Here is a 14,262-nt window from a genome sequence, read left to right on the forward strand (position 1 = left end):
GGCTAACCCGCGGCCGCCCCGAACTATGGGATATCCAACCCATTGCTGCGGCTATGGTGGCCGCGGGTCCGTCTAGGCGGCCAACGCCACCCTTGCCAGGAAGTTGCGGACCAGCTGCGCCACGTCGTCCAGTGCGGACTCGAGCAGGAAGTGCCCACCGTCGAGCAGGTGGATCTCGGCGTCGGGCAGGTCGTCGGCAAACGCCTCCGCGCCGGCCGGGCCGAAGATCTCATCACCTCGGCCCCATACCGCCAGCAGCGGCACCCGGGTCGCGCGGAAGTACTCGTGCAGGCGCGGATAGAGCGGCGCGTTGGTGGCGTAGTCGCGCAGCAGCTTCAGCTGCACCTCGTCGTTGCCGGGACGGGATATGAGCGCGTAATCGTGATGCCAGGATTCCGGGTCGACGAGCGTTTCGTCGGGAACGCCGGTGACGTACTGCCAGCGGGTGGCGTCCAGCGTGAGGAACTGCCGCACCGGGGCCTCGGTGTCGGGCGTGGGCTCAGTTTGATAGGCCCACAACACTTTCCAGAAGCTTTCGACGAATCCCGCGTCGTAGCCGTTGCCGTTCTGAGTGATGATCGCGGTGATGGCGGAGGGATCGCGCAGGGCCAGGCGCCAGCCGATCGGGGCCCCGTAGTCCTGCACATAGATGGCGTATCGGTCGATGCCGAGCGTGCGCAGCAGGCCCGCGGTCAGGTCGGTGAGCGAGTCAAATGTGTAGTCGAACTCCGCTACCGAGGGCGCGTCAGAGAGGCCGAAGCCCAGGTGGTCGGGCGCGATCACGTGGTAGCGATCGGCCAGCGCCGGGATCAGGCCGCGGAACATGTATGAGCTGGTGGGAAAGCCGTGCAACAAAACCAGAGCGGGAGCACCTGCATCGCCGGCCTCGCGGAAGAACAGCCGGTGACCGTCAACGGTGACGTAGCGATGATGAATAGTCACCATAGGTATTTCCTCCCGCATTTCTGGGTTATATAACCCAGTATGCACCAGAAGCGGTGGCTCGCAACAGCCTGGTCACGAGTTGCCCTGCGGGTCATGCAGGCATAGTGTGGGCCGATCATCCCAGACTGACCACGCTGCGGGCGGTGACACGGTGGGCACACTTGTTTCGGTCAATGTGGGCATGCCCAAGGACGTCCAATGGCGTGACCAAACGGTCTACACCGGCATATGGAAGGCGCCGGTCGAAGGGCCGGTCATGGTGCGCCGCCTCAACATCGACGGTGACGGTCAGGGCGACCTCGGCGGCCACGGCGGCGAGCAACGCGCGGTGATGGTTTATCAGGTTGAGTCGTATGACTTTTGGCGGACCTACCTCGGTCGTGACGACCTGGAAGCGGGTCAATTCGGGGAGAATTTCACGATCAGCGGGCTTCCCGACGACGAGGTCTGCATCGGTGATCGCTATCGCATCGGCGAGGCGGAATTCGAGGTCACCCAGCCGCGCGTCACCTGCTTCCGGGTCGGCATGCGCCTGAACCAACCGAAGATGCCCAATCTGCTTGTGTCCCAGCATCGCCCAGGCTTCTATTTCCGGGTGATCAGCGAGGGCAGGGTTTGCGCGGGCGATGCCATCGTGCGGACGCGGCGGGGCCGCCACGAGCTCAGCGTCGCCGACGTCGACGCGCTGTTGTATCTGCCCAACCGCGACATCGAGCTACTCCGGAAGGTCGTCGAGGTCCCGGCGCTCAGCCCCGGCTGGCAACAGTCCTTCCGTAAGATGCTGGCCGAGCCGGCCGGCGCGGAATCACAAGCCGCCGCCGAACCGGCGTGGGGCGGGTTTCGTCCGTTGCGGGTCAGCCAGATACGCAGGGAAAGCCCTGAGGTGCTGTCCATCCTCCTCGAGTCCGAGGACCATTCCCCGTTGCCACCTGCGTTGCCCGGCCAGTACCTGCCGGTGCGACTCGCCGGGGCGGGGGAGCCGGCGCCCCTGCGCAGCTACTCGCTTTCGGGTGATCCCGCCGAGGGCGTTTACCGGATCAGCGTCAAACGCGAAGATCATGGCCTGGTGAGCGCCTGGCTGCACACCCACATCCAGCCGGGCGCGGTGATAGACGCGGCCGCGCCACGCGGTGACTTCTATCTCATCGAGGAAGGCAATCCCGTCGTCCTCATTTCGGCGGGCATCGGTGCTACGCCCGTGCTGGCGATGCTGCATGCGCTGTCGGCCGCCGGCAGCGGCCGCGACATCTGGTGGGTCCACACCACCCGAAATCCCCAAACCCAGGCGTTCGCGGCCGAAGTCGCGGCCCTCGTTGAGTCCTTGCCCCACGCTCGGCAGCGGGTCTTCTACACCGAGACGCTGGGGCGTCTTAACCAAGACTCGATCGCTGCCCTGGGCGTCCCGTCCGATGCCACCGTTTACCTCTGCGGCCCAACGCAATTCATGGCCGACATGCGCGACCACCTCACTATCCTCGGCCTCGACCCCAACCGCGTTCACAGCGAACTGTTCGGTGCGCTACCGGCGATCAACCCCGGCGTCGTCGAGACCGGTGACCGCAGGCCGCCCCACCCGCCGGCCGGCACTCCGGGCACCGGACCGCCGGTCACGTTCTCGCGAAGCGGGCTGACCGTGAACTGGTCGCCCGATTATGCGAGCATCCTCGACCTCGCGGAAGCGTGCGACGTGCCGACCCGTTTCTCGTGCCGAAGCGGGGTGTGCCACGTGTGTGTTACCGGCATCGTCGCCGGGACCACCCGCTACGTCCAGAATCCGCTGGAGGCGCCCGGGCCCGAATCGGTGCTCATCTGCTCCGCGGTTCCCGATAGCGACGTTGTGCTCGACCTTTAGCGACGTCAACCTCAGGGCGTGCCCGTCACGGGGACCGCGCTAGGCCGGCGTCGCCTTGTCCCCGGGTGGAACCTCGACGTATGCGCACGACCGCGGGGTACGGGTCACTATGTCGGCGCAGAAACTCGTCGTGGCGTCAGCGTTGTTGGGCGCCCTGTTGTTGTTCTGCAGGGGTCCCGGGTAGACCTGGGCAACAACGAACCGGTACTGGCTTCGGCTTAGCTGTGTTTGGATTTCGGAATCAATTTGCCCGTTAGCGTCCGAGCCGATCGCAGCCCGATAGACGCGGTGGCCCGGCACCACCGGGCACACCAGCCCGCCGGCGGGCGGGCTCGCCGGTTCGCATTCACCGACCGGAGCCGGGGTCTTAACGCCGACAGCAATCACGTCGACGACGATGAAATTTCCGGGCCGCAGATTGTCGGCATCGAATTTCACTTTGGCAGTAGCGACCTCGGGGTCGGTCGCGGTGATGGTGAGCGCCAGCCTGGGTACGTCCGGGATGTCCAGCAAAACGTTGTATGACACCGCCAGTACGGCCGTTGCGAGGATCGTGGACGCCATCCCCAGCGCCACACAGGCGAGCGGGATGTGGCGGCCAAGCCATGAATCGCGTCGGCGCTCCGTGGCCAGGTACACGACCGCGGCGATGCTGCCGAACAGTAAGGCGCCAAGGATGAGGAAGATGGCCGCCTGCACCCATCCCGGATATGCCGCCGACAAACGCGGTGCCAGACCGACCAACGCCAACACGGCCGCAGGTACCGATGATCCGCCGAGAATCCAGGTCACCGTCTTCGGGATGTCGTCCATCGTGCTCCTCCGCTGCGATATGCGAGATATCAAACGACGCCGCAAAAATGGTAGGCGCATGTTGCGTCGGGGCGGTCGGAAATCTGCGCGCTCACGACCCCGGAAACGACGTCGTCCAGGCCTACGAGCCGACCCGCGACTCGATTAGCTTCGGCAACCCCTACGGGGCGAGGCAGACCGACGCTTCGGCGGTGTAGCACAAAAACGTCAGCGTCTCCTGCAGATACAGCTGCACGGTGTCGGCGTCGTGGCTGAGGTAGCCGATCGCGACGTCGGTGCCCAGCTGCAAATCGAAATCGCCGCCGCGGGTGGTCAACACAAAAGCGCCGTCGATGGCCGGTGCCCAGATGATGTCCCCGTCCACCAGACGATTCAGGTGCTCGCGGATGGGATAGCCGTGTTCGGTGGTCTCGCTGACCTTGGTGTAGACGTCGGCGGCCAGCAGCACCGAATACGGGCCGTCGACGCCGGCCAGCCGAAGCCCGGTCAACGCCTGGGAAATGGCGTCGGGCATGTCACGAGGGTCCTCGGGCAACTTCAACGTCGGGTTGGAGCTGCAGGTGCGGATGCCGTCGATCGACCCGGCCGCGTAGCCCTCGAAGATGGCGCGGTCCTCGACGAACGCCAGCTTCTTGGCCGCCTCTTTGACCGGATCCCAGTCGGAGTCGTTCGCGCCGCGCTCGACGTTGTCGATCTCATAGCGCGACAGGGTGAACGGAACGCGCAGGCGGACAAGGGGTTTGCTCTCTCGCAGGTGCGCCACCACCCCGTCGGTGGGCGCGTCGACATCGAGGAGCCGACCGGTGCTGACCGCCGCGGTGACCGGTCCGCCGGGCTCGCTGACGTCGACGACGCGCCGCCCCGCGATATGGCGCTTGAACGTGCGGGTGGCCTCCAATTCGATCTCCGCCCAGGCGACTTCAGTGACGGGTGCCAGGTCGCGGTAGAGGTTGTTCATCGAGAGGTTCCTTTCAGGCTGCCGATCGCGAGTGAACCGTCGTTGGAGGCTGGGGCGGCCGGCCGTGCCGTGGCCAGCGGTGCCGGGAGGGGCGGTGGGTCGTCGAGAAAGTCGACGGTGGGGGAGAAGAACAGCCCGCCGGTGACCGCGGTGGAGAAGTCCAGGATGCGGTCGGTGTTGCCGGGCGGGTCGCCGAGGAACATGTTTTCCAGCATCCGCTCGGTGACGGTCGGCGTCCGCGAGTACCCGATGAAGTAGGTGCCGTACTCGGCCTTGCCCAACTCGCCGAAAGGCATGTTGTGCCGGACGATCTTCAACTCGGTGCCGTCGTCGTCGGTGATCACGTTGAGGGCGATGTGGGCGTTGTCTGGCTTTTCGTCGTCGTCGAGTTCGATGTCTTCCAGCTTGGTCCGGCCGATTACCAGTTCCTGCTCGGTGACCGACAGCGAATTCCACGACGACATGTCGTGCACGTACTTCTGCACGTGCACGTAACAGGAGCCGGCGAAGTCGGGATCCTCATCGCCGATCGCGGTGGCGCTGACGGCGATTGGGCCGTCGGGATTTTCGGTGCCGTCGACGAAGCCCAGCAGGTCGCGGTTGTCGAAGTAGCGGAACCCGTGCACCTCGTCGACCACGGTGACCGCACCGGCCATCGACCGCAGGATGCGGTCGGCCAACTCGAAGCAGACGTCCAGGCTTTCGGCCCGGATGTGGAACAACAGGTCCCCGGGTGTGGCCGGGGCGGTGTGCCGCGGGCCTTTCAGAGCGATGAACGGATGCAGTTGGGCGGGACGCGGCCCGGAAAACAGGCGGTCCCACGCGTCGGAGCCGATCGAGGTGATCGCCGACAACCGTTTCGGCGGCTCACGGAAACCGATCGCGCGCACCAGCCCGGAGATTCCGGCCAGCGCGTCGTGCACCGTCGCCTCCCCGCCGGCGTCGATGGTGACCACGAGGAAGATCGCGGCCGGTGTCAGCGGCTGGAGAATGGGTTGGGGCTGAACCGGAGGCACCCTGCCGACCCTATCGTGGCGACGTAGAGGCCGACAGCCATGATGGTCACCATGCCGGCCAGCGCCGCAGGCCTCTGCGACTTCATCGACGCATCACCGTCGCCGTTTCACGCCTGCGCGACGGTGGCCGCTCGGCTGGTCGAGGCCGGCTACGCCGAACTCGGCGAAACCGACCGCTGGCCGGACCGACCGGGCCGCTACTTCGTGGTGCGGGCCGGCTCGCTCGTCGCCTGGAACTCCAGCGGACCCGATGGGCCGTTCCGGATCGTCGGCGCCCACACCGACAGCCCCAACCTGCGGGTGAAGCAGCGCCCCGACCGGCTGGTCGCCGGGTGGCGGGTGGTGGCGCTCGAGCCGTACGGCGGCGTGTGGTTGAACTCCTGGCTGGACCGGGACCTGGGCATCAGCGGGCGGCTATCGGTGCGGGACGGTGCCGGGTTCGGCCAGCGGCTGGTCCGGATCGACGACCCGATCCTGCGGGTGCCGCAGCTGGCCATCCACCTGGCCGAGGATCGCAAGTCGCTGACGCTGGACCCGCAGCGACACGTCAACGCGGTCTGGGGCGTTGGAGAGCAACGGGGTTCGTTCCTCGACTACGTCGCCGAGCGGGCCGGGGTGTCGGCGACGGATGTGCTGAGCGCCGACCTGATGACACACGACCTGACGCCGTCGACGGTGATCGGCGCCTTGGACAATGGGATTGCCAGCCTCATCAGCGCGCCCCGGCTGGACAACCAGGCCAGCTGCTACGCGGGAACGGAGGCGTTGGTCGCCGCCGAACCGAGCGACTTCGTGCCGGTGCTGGTGCTCTTCGATCACGAAGAGGTCGGATCGACCTCCGACCGCGGCGCGCAGTCCAACCTGCTCAGCACCGTCCTGGAGCGGATCGTGCTCGCGGCCGGCGGCACCCGCGACGACTTCCTGCGCCGGCTGCCCGCGTCGCTGCTGGCCTCGGCCGACATGGCCCACGCCACCCACCCCAACTACCCGGAGCGGCACGAGCCCGGTCACCTGATCGACGTCAACGCCGGACCGGTGCTCAAGGTGCACCCGAACCTGCGGTACGCCACCGACGGGCGCACCGCCGCGGCCTTCGAGCTCGCCTGCCGCCAGGCCGGGGTTCAGTTGCAGCGTTACGAGCACCGCGCCGACCTGCCGTGCGGTTCGACGATCGGGCCGCTGGCTTCCGCCCGCACCGGCATCCCGACCGTCGACGTCGGTGCCCCGCAGCTCGCGATGCACTCCGCGCGGGAATTGATGGGCGCGCACGACGTGGCGGCCTATTCGGCGGCACTGCAGGCGTTTCTGTCGCCCAGCTGACCTACGATCCGGCCATGGCGCTAAACGTGGAAATGGTGACGTTCGACTGCGGCGATCCGGCGGCGCTGGCCGGCTGGTGGGCCGAGCAGTTCGGCGGCAAGACGCACGTCATCCTCGCCGATGAGTTCACCGCGGTGACGTTCCCGGAGGGGCTGCGGCTCGGGTTTCAGAAGGTGCCCGATCCGACGCCGGGAAAGAACCGGGTGCACCTCGACCTGAGCGCGGTCGACGTCGACGGCGAAGTGGCGCGGCTGACGGCGGCCGGGGCCAGCGAGGTCGGCCAGCACCAATTCGGCGACACCTTCCGCTGGGTGGTGCTGGCCGACCCCGAGGGCAACGTCTTCTGCATCGTCAAGCAATAAGCCATTGGGTGTGCGCCCTGGGCGTTGCTTGTGAAGCCTGGGCGCAAAAATCGCCGGATTCCCGCCCAGGGTTCACACCGAAAGCCGTGAGCGCACACTCAGCCGCTCAGCCCTGGGTAAGGATCGGCGGGTCGTAGCGGATGACGTTCTCCACGACGATCCCGTCGCGAGTGCGCACCCGGTCGATCCCCCGGATCTGGAACGGCCCGTCCGGGCCGGTGCCCCGACCCACGTAGTGCAAGAACACCAGCTCCTCGCCCTCGGTGGCGCCGGGAACCGTCGCGCTGTCCACCACATCGAGCGTCAAATCCGGTGCAGCATCCAGCAATTCGCCGATCTTCGCCGTGTATGCCTCGATGCCGCGGACCGGCTCGGCGTCGCCCGGCCAGTAGCCGACGATGTCGTCGGCCAGGATGTCGAAGCCGCGCGACATGGTGGGCGCGGCCCAGTACGCGGCGAACACCTCGGCGCTGAACTTCGGGGCGGATTGGACGTCGGTCATCGTTCCTCCTTGACTCGGGCGCTCCCTGTCGAGCGCGTCATCTCAAGCCTGGGCGGGACGCGTGCGGCGGCACAATTACCTCCGAGGTCATCGCGACGGGTACGCCCGCGCGGTTACCGTGGCTTCGTGAGCCAGGCGACGGTTGGTGTGCTGTTGCGCGACTGGCGGGCGCGCCGACGGGTGAGCCAGCTCGACCTGTCGCTCAACGTGGGGGTGTCGGCGCGGCACCTGAGCTTCATCGAGACGGGACGCGCCCGGCCCAGCCCCGAGATGGTGCTCGCCCTCGCCGAGGGGCTCGACATTCCGCTGCGCGAACGCAACACGCTGCTGCTCGCCGCCGGGTTCGCCCCGCGCTACCAGTCGCGCCCGCTCGAGGACGGCGCGCTCTCCCCGGCGCGCGACGCGGTGCAGCGCCTGCTCGACGCCCACGACCCCTACCCGGGCATCGTCATCGACCGCTGCTGGAACATCGTCGGGGCCAACGCCGCGGCGTCCGCCCTGACCGCGGGTCTGCCCGACGACCTGCGCGGGCCGCCGGCCAACGTGTACCGGTTGTCCCTGCACCCCGACGGGCTGGCCGCGCGGACCCTGAACTTCCCCGAATGGGCCGGCTACCTGTTGCACCAGCTGCGGCGCACCATCGCGCTCACGGGCGACCCGGCATTACGGGCGATCGACGAGGAAGTGCGCGGATACCCGGGAGTCGCGTCGGCCGCCAGGGCGTGGAGCTCGCCCCAGGACAACGCGGCACTGCTCGTGCCGTTCGAACTCGATGCCGGTGGCGGACAACGGCTGTCGATGTTCACGACGCTGACGACCTTCGGGACCCCGCTCGACGTCACCCTCGCCGAGCTCGCCGTCGAGCTGTTCTATCCGGCCGACGCCGAAAGCGCCCGCCTGCTCCGCGGCGACTAGCTCTCTAGACTGTTCCCGTGACAACCGCGCGCACCCATGTCATCGACACCGTCGAACACGCCGCGACCACCCCTGACCAGCCGCAACCGTTTCACGAACTCGGCCTCAAAGACGACGAATATCAGCGGATCCGCGAGATCCTGGGCCGCCGGCCCACCGACACCGAGCTGGCGATGTACTCGGTGATGTGGAGCGAGCACTGCTCGTACAAATCGTCGAAGGTCCACCTGCGCTACTTCGGTGAGACCACCACCGACGAGATGCGCGCCGGCATGCTGGCCGGCATCGGCGAGAACGCCGGCGTCGTCGACATCGGCGACGGCTGGGCCGTCACCTTCAAGGTCGAGTCGCACAACCACCCGTCCTACGTGGAGCCCTACCAGGGCGCGGCCACCGGGGTGGGCGGCATCGTCCGCGACATCATGGCCATGGGCGCCCGCCCGGTCGCCGTGATGGATCAGCTCCGGTTCGGCGCCGCCGACGCGCCCGACACCCGCCGCGTGGTCGACGGCGTGGTCCGCGGCATCGGCGGCTACGGCAACTCGCTCGGCCTGCCCAACATCGGCGGCGAGACCGTGTTCGACTCGTGCTACGCGGGCAACCCGTTGGTCAACGCGATGTGCATCGGCGTACTGCGCCAGGAGGACCTGCATTTGGCGTTCGCGTCGGGGACGGGCAACAAGATCATCCTGTTCGGCGCGCGCACCGGGCTGGACGGCATCGGCGGGGTGTCGGTGCTGGCGTCGGACACGTTCGACGCCGAAAATTCGCGCAAGAAGCTGCCGTCGGTTCAGGTGGGCGACCCGTTCATGGAAAAGGTGCTCATCGAGTGTTGCCTCGAGCTATACGCGGGTGGGCTGGTGATCGGCATCCAGGACCTCGGCGGCGCCGGGTTATCCTGTGCCACCTCGGAATTGGCCTCGGCCGGGGACGGCGGGATGGCGATCCAGCTCGACAACGTCCCGCTGCGGGCCAAGGAGATGACGCCCGCCGAGATTCTGTGCAGCGAGTCGCAGGAGCGCATGTGCGCGGTGGTCGCGCCGGAGAATGTCGACGCCTTCATGGCGGTGTGCCGCAAGTGGGAGGTGCTGGCCACCGTCATCGGCGAGGTCACCGACGGCGACCGGTTGCGGATCACCTGGGGCGGTGAGACGGTCGTCGACGTGCCCCCGCGCACCGTGGCCCACGAGGGCCCGGTGTATCAGCGACCCGTCGCGCGCCCCGAATCGCAGGACGCCCTGAACGGGGACCGCTCGACGGGCCTGCCCCGGCCGGCCACCGGCGACGAGCTGCGCGCGACTTTGCTTGCGCTGCTTGGCAGTCCGCACCTGTGCAGCCGCGCGTTCATCACCGAGCAGTACGACCGTTACGTGCGCGGCAACACGGTGCTCGCCGAGCACGCCGACGGCGGCGTGCTGCGCGTCGACGAGTCGACCGGGCGGGGCATCGCGGTGTCCACCGACGCGTCGGGCCGCTACACGCTGCTGGATCCCTACGCCGGCGCCCAACTCGCGCTGGCCGAGGCGTACCGCAACGTCGCCGTCACGGGCGCGACCCCGGTGGCGGTGACGAACTGCCTGAACTTCGGTTCCCCCGAGGACCCCGGGGTGATGTGGCAGTTCTCGCAGGCCGTCCGCGGCCTCGCCGATGGCTGTGCGGCCCTTGGGATTCCGGTGACCGGCGGCAACGTCAGCTTCTACAACCAGACCGGGTCCGCGGCGATCCTGCCCACGCCCGTGGTCGGCGTGCTCGGCGTGATCGACGATGTGGCGCGGCGCATCCCGACCGGCCTGGGCGCCGAGCCCGGGGAAACCCTGCTGTTGCTGGGCGACACCCGCGACGAGTTCGACGGTTCGGTGTGGGCGCAGGTGACCGCCGACCACCTCGGTGGGTTGCCGCCCGCGGTGGACCTGGTGCGCGAGAAGCTGCTGGCCGAGGTGCTGACGTCGGCGTCGCGCGACGGGTTGGTGTCCGCGGCGCACGACCTCTCCGAAGGGGGCCTCGCCCAGGCCATCGTGGAATCCGCACTGGCCGGTGAAACCGGTTGCCGCATCGTGCTTCCCGACGACGCCGATCCGTTCGTGATGTTGTTCTCCGAATCGGCGGGCCGGGTTTTGGTCGCGGTCCCGCGCACCGAGGAAAGCCGGTTCCGGTCGATGTGCGAGGCGCGGGGCCTGCCCGCGACCCGCATCGGCGTCGTCGATCAGGCCTCGGACGCCGTCGAGGTCCAGGGCCTGTTCACGGTGTCGCTGGCGGAATTGCGGGAGACGTCCGAGGCGGTGCTGCCGCGATTCTTCGGGTAAGCCGGCTTCGGGCGCTGTCGTTGGCGGCCGCGCTAGTCGGCTGGAGCTTCGTCAGCCCGCGGCTGCCCTCGGCGTGGCGCGTCACCCTGCAGGCCGGCGTGGGTGCGTTGCTGGTGTTGGTGAGCGGTGCGCCGCTGGGCCTGCGCCCGGCGCGGCTGGGGCCGGGATTGCGGCTGGGCGCGGCCGCCGGGGCGGCGGCGGCGGGCGCGATCGCCGCGACGACCGCAGTGCCGATGGTGCGGGCCTCGATGGCGACCCGCGAACTGCCGATCTCCGCGCCGGTTTGGCTGCTGCTGAACATTCCCGTCGGCACCGTCTGGGCCGAGGAGGCCGCGTTCCGCACCGCGCTGGCCACCGTGGGCTCCCGCGCCTTCGGGCGGCGCGGCGGAAGGTTGTTGCAGGCCGGCGCTTTTGGGCTCTCACATATTCCGGACGCGCGGGCGACGGGTGCGCCGGTGGCCGCCACCGTGCTGGTGACCGGCATCGCAGGCTGGGCGTTCGGCTGGCTGGCCGACCGATCCGGCAGCCTCGCCGCGCCGATGCTGACCCACCTGGCCATCAACGAGGCCGGTGCGATCGCCGCGCTGACCGTGCGACACGCGAGCCCGGCGTCATAGCCCACGGGTCGCGAGCCAGCCGTCGATTCTCTCGGCGACCGCCGGCCAGCCAGGCTCGAGCATCATGTTGTGGCCCATGCCCGGGAAGAACTCAGCTTCGGTGCGGTACGCGCGTGCTGTCTTCCGTATTTCGTCTTGGCTGAAGCACGCGTCAAGTTCCGCTCCCAGGACAAGCAGCGGTGTGGTTACTCGCTCAGGCTTAGGGCGGCTGAGTATCAGCAAATCCAACGTTTGCCGCCCGGTGTATTCCTCGTCGAGCAGCGCCGCGTAGCGCGCAACGACTGTCTCGGGAGTGCTTGCGGAATAGAAATTTTCGCGCGCCGCGCGTGGCGTGTTTAGTGCGCACAGTGACGTGCCCGTGACTAAGGCTCGTGCGGACCGCAGCGGATGCCTTCTCATGATGCGAAATAGGGCGCGGCTAGCGCCGTTCAAGGGCATTGACGCGAGGAGGACTCCCGCCGGAGCGCTGTGCCTCTCAAGAAACTTCTGCACCAGTAGGCCTCCCATCGAGTGGCCGATGACCACTGGATCGGCGGGGAGCCCATTTGCGACCGCCGCGACATCGCTCACCCAGTCGGCGACCGAACATGTCCGGGGCTTGTGCTTGTAGCTGTTCCCGTGGTTGCGGAGGCTGAGAGCAAGCGCCCGATAGCCTTTATCGGCAAAGAAGCCCAGGAAATTCTCGTTCCAGCACCAGGCCGCGTGCCAGGATCCATGGACAAAGAGCAGCGGCACGGGATGAGATTTGCTGCCCGCCCCCTTGTTCGATCACTTCGAGCATCTAAAACCTCTTCCATCGGTTGCGACGTTCGCTGGCTCGTGTCGGACCCTCGGGAGCGGCGTAATCGGCGGATTCAATCAATTCAGCTGGTGTCATTGATGAATGAAGTGATGGCCTCGGTGATAGCCTCGCTGCGCTCCAATGTCAGCCCGTGCCCGCCGGCCATCAATTTCAGAACCGCAGTCGGAATACGTTGAGCAGCCTCCGCGGAGTGCGCCTGGTCGACGAAGTTGTCCTCGGTGCCGGCGATGAACAGCGCGGGCGCATAGATGGACGTGAGCTCGTGCTCCACGTCGATGGTGTATGCGAGCACGATCTGCTCGCGCGTGCCGGCCGCGAGATTCGACCCGAGCTGTGTGGCCAACGTGTCCAGTGCGTCGTCCGAGAGGCTCGTCAACGTCGCCTCGGTGAGGCCGAATATCAGGAGTAGTCGCCCAATGGTGGTGCTGTCGGCAGCGAGGACTGCTTCAAATACCTGCTCCCGCAGGCGAAGACTGGGGCGCGCCTTGGCGTATCCGCACACGGACACCAGATGCGTGACCCGGTCGGGATACATCGCTGCGACCTTCATCGCGATCGGAGCCCCCAACGACGCGCCGGCAACTGCGAACCGGCGAACCCCAATGCGCGACACGAGACGGACGATCTGTTCGGCTACGGTGGCCGCCTCGATCGGTGCTGCGGGTAGTGGACTTTCACCCGACCCCGGGAGGTAGGGCAGCACGACGGTGAAGGACTTCGCCAATATGTCCACACACGAGCCCCACGTGCCGCGCGGCGTACTGCTGGTTCCGTGGATCAGTACCAGGGCAGGACCCGAGCCCACGACGTCATGACAGAGATCATTCACGTTTTCGACCCTTGGCAGCTGCTCCACTGGACGCTTTCCTGGACCCGAATCCGCTGCGGCACGAACGGGTGTGATCCCGTGTCTACACTGGCGCATCAGCGATTTCCGCCAGCTTGTCGAGCGCGTGCAGGGTGTCCGTCTCGGGCAACGTCGGCAACAGGAAAGCGGCCTCGCCCACGCCCGCAGCCGCGTAGTCGACCAACACATTGCGATCTGCCGGGGCGCCGAACATGGTGATGGCAACGTCATTTCTGCCGTTGTCGGCCAGCCACCGACGCCCCTCGGCGACCTCATCGGCCGGCATCGGGGGAGCCAGCCAGCCATCGCCCAACTCGCGCAGCCGATGCAGGGCAGCCCGGCTGCCCCCGCCTATATAGATTGGCGGATGCGGCCGCTGTACTGGCTTGGGCCACGAGTGTATCGGCGCGAAATCAACGAAGGTGCCGTGAAATTCGGCGACGTCATTCATCCAGATCTGTTTCAGCGCGTGAATCTGTTCGGTCATCTTCTCGCCGCGGGTGGCGGGGTCCACGCCGCAATGCTGCATTTCCCGTCGGTTCCAGCCCACACCGACGCCCAGCCTGAAGCGGCCGCCGGATACGAGATCAAGGCTGGCCACCTCCTTCGCCGTGTAGAACACGTCGCGCTGGGCTAGCAGGATCACGCCGGTCATCAGCTTCAATGTGTGCGTAGCCGCGGCCGCGGCGGTCAGAGCGACGAAGGGGTCCAGCGTCCGGTAATACTCACGTTGGGGCGCGCTTGCCCCCGCGAACGGTTCCTCATACTCGACAGGCATATGGGAGTGTTCGGTAACGATCAAGGTGTCGAACCCTCGCTCCTCGACGGCGGCGGCGAGCGCACCGGGAGCAATGCCTTCGTCCGTGACGAAGGTCGCTATGGCATGTCTCATCTCGGGCCGAACAACCTGGTAGGCGCATCGCTTTGGTGCGATTTCTTTTGAGCCACAGAAGCTCCTATTCGTATCGGCGGGTGGCTTCTCGTCGTAAGCATTGCCGTCGGTCCTCCTG

General features: G+C 67.3%; 14 protein-coding genes. 6 read left to right on the top strand and 8 right to left on the bottom strand.

From position 1 onward, the window contains the following. Nucleotides 1-72 precede the first annotated feature (72 nt). Nucleotides 73-945, bottom strand: a complete 873-nt coding sequence (locus tag AWB92_RS03825) for an alpha/beta hydrolase (RefSeq protein ID WP_085184145.1) — start codon at nucleotides 943-945, stop codon at nucleotides 73-75. Between the two features lie 151 nt (nucleotides 946-1,096). Here AWB92_RS03825 and AWB92_RS03830 point away from each other — a divergent pair, with 151 nt between their 5' ends. Then, on the top strand, nucleotides 1,097-2,797 hold the full coding sequence (locus tag AWB92_RS03830) for an MOSC and FAD-binding oxidoreductase domain-containing protein (RefSeq protein ID WP_085184146.1): 1,701 nt from the start codon (nucleotides 1,097-1,099) through the stop codon (nucleotides 2,795-2,797). A gap of 39 nt (nucleotides 2,798-2,836) precedes the next feature. Here the strand turns inward: AWB92_RS03830 and AWB92_RS03835 are convergent, their stop codons facing one another. The 3 genes from AWB92_RS03835 to AWB92_RS03845 all read right to left on the bottom strand — a co-directional run bounded on the left by AWB92_RS03835 (nucleotide 2,837) and on the right by AWB92_RS03845 (nucleotide 5,584). Continuing rightward, nucleotides 2,837-3,610 carry a hypothetical protein gene (locus tag AWB92_RS03835; protein ID WP_085184147.1) on the bottom strand — a complete coding sequence of 258 codons (774 nt, stop codon included), beginning with the start codon at nucleotides 3,608-3,610 and terminating at the stop codon, nucleotides 2,837-2,839. Nucleotides 3,611-3,770: 160 nt separating this feature from the next. Further along, a complete protein-coding gene (locus tag AWB92_RS03840; protein ID WP_085184148.1) occupies nucleotides 3,771-4,568 on the bottom strand; it encodes a family 1 encapsulin nanocompartment shell protein in 798 nt (265 codons plus the stop codon). Further along, entirely contained in the window at nucleotides 4,565-5,584 is a 1,020-nt protein-coding gene (locus AWB92_RS03845) for a Dyp-type peroxidase (protein ID WP_085184149.1), read from the bottom strand. The genes AWB92_RS03840 and AWB92_RS03845 overlap by 4 nt, the downstream gene beginning before the upstream one ends. 51 nt (nucleotides 5,585-5,635) lie before the next feature. On the opposite strand from AWB92_RS03845, the gene AWB92_RS03850 reads away from it, so the two are divergent. Then, complete coding sequence (locus AWB92_RS03850; RefSeq protein ID WP_173817345.1) at nucleotides 5,636-6,904, top strand: M18 family aminopeptidase; 1,269 nt, start codon at nucleotides 5,636-5,638, stop codon at nucleotides 6,902-6,904. A 14-nt stretch (nucleotides 6,905-6,918) separates the two neighbouring features. Next, nucleotides 6,919-7,266, top strand: a complete 348-nt coding sequence (locus AWB92_RS03855) for a VOC family protein (RefSeq protein ID WP_085184151.1) — start codon at nucleotides 6,919-6,921, stop codon at nucleotides 7,264-7,266. A gap of 106 nt (nucleotides 7,267-7,372) precedes the next feature. Here the strand turns inward: AWB92_RS03855 and AWB92_RS03860 are convergent, their stop codons facing one another. Continuing rightward, complete coding sequence (locus tag AWB92_RS03860) at nucleotides 7,373-7,768, bottom strand: nuclear transport factor 2 family protein (RefSeq protein WP_085184152.1); 396 nt, start codon at nucleotides 7,766-7,768, stop codon at nucleotides 7,373-7,375. A 126-nt stretch (nucleotides 7,769-7,894) separates the two neighbouring features. On the opposite strand from AWB92_RS03860, the gene AWB92_RS03865 reads away from it, so the two are divergent. The 3 genes from AWB92_RS03865 to AWB92_RS03875 are packed head-to-tail and all read left to right on the top strand — an operon-like array spanning nucleotide 7,895 to nucleotide 11,603. Then, on the top strand, nucleotides 7,895-8,683 hold the full coding sequence (locus AWB92_RS03865) for a helix-turn-helix transcriptional regulator (RefSeq protein ID WP_085184153.1): 789 nt from the start codon (nucleotides 7,895-7,897) through the stop codon (nucleotides 8,681-8,683). A 17-nt stretch (nucleotides 8,684-8,700) separates the two neighbouring features. Then, a complete protein-coding gene (gene purL / locus AWB92_RS03870) occupies nucleotides 8,701-10,986 on the top strand; it encodes a phosphoribosylformylglycinamidine synthase subunit PurL (RefSeq protein WP_085184154.1) in 2,286 nt (761 codons plus the stop codon). Next, nucleotides 10,974-11,603, top strand: coding sequence for a CPBP family intramembrane glutamic endopeptidase (locus tag AWB92_RS03875; protein WP_241523363.1), 630 nt, complete (start codon nucleotides 10,974-10,976; stop codon nucleotides 11,601-11,603). Before purL ends, AWB92_RS03875 begins: the two co-directional genes overlap by 13 nt. On the opposite strand, the gene AWB92_RS03880 is transcribed toward AWB92_RS03875, so the two are convergent. From AWB92_RS03880 to AWB92_RS03890, 3 genes are all read right to left on the bottom strand, one after another. Further along, a complete protein-coding gene (locus AWB92_RS03880; RefSeq protein ID WP_085184156.1) occupies nucleotides 11,598-12,338 on the bottom strand; it encodes an alpha/beta hydrolase in 741 nt (246 codons plus the stop codon). The genes AWB92_RS03875 and AWB92_RS03880 overlap by 6 nt on opposite strands. Nucleotides 12,339-12,466: 128 nt before the next feature. After that, nucleotides 12,467-13,261: an alpha/beta hydrolase gene (locus AWB92_RS03885; RefSeq protein ID WP_158090353.1), complete on the bottom strand. Its 795-nt coding sequence runs from the start codon at nucleotides 13,259-13,261 to the stop codon at nucleotides 12,467-12,469. A gap of 55 nt (nucleotides 13,262-13,316) precedes the next feature. Further along, nucleotides 13,317-14,144, bottom strand: coding sequence for an LLM class F420-dependent oxidoreductase (locus AWB92_RS03890; RefSeq protein WP_085184158.1), 828 nt, complete (start codon nucleotides 14,142-14,144; stop codon nucleotides 13,317-13,319). Nucleotides 14,145-14,262: the final 118 nt, after the last annotated feature.

Origin of the sequence: Mycobacterium sp. IEC1808, assembly GCF_002101935.1 — a bacterium.
In the GTDB taxonomy this organism is placed as follows: domain Bacteria; phylum Actinomycetota; class Actinomycetes; order Mycobacteriales; family Mycobacteriaceae; genus Mycobacterium.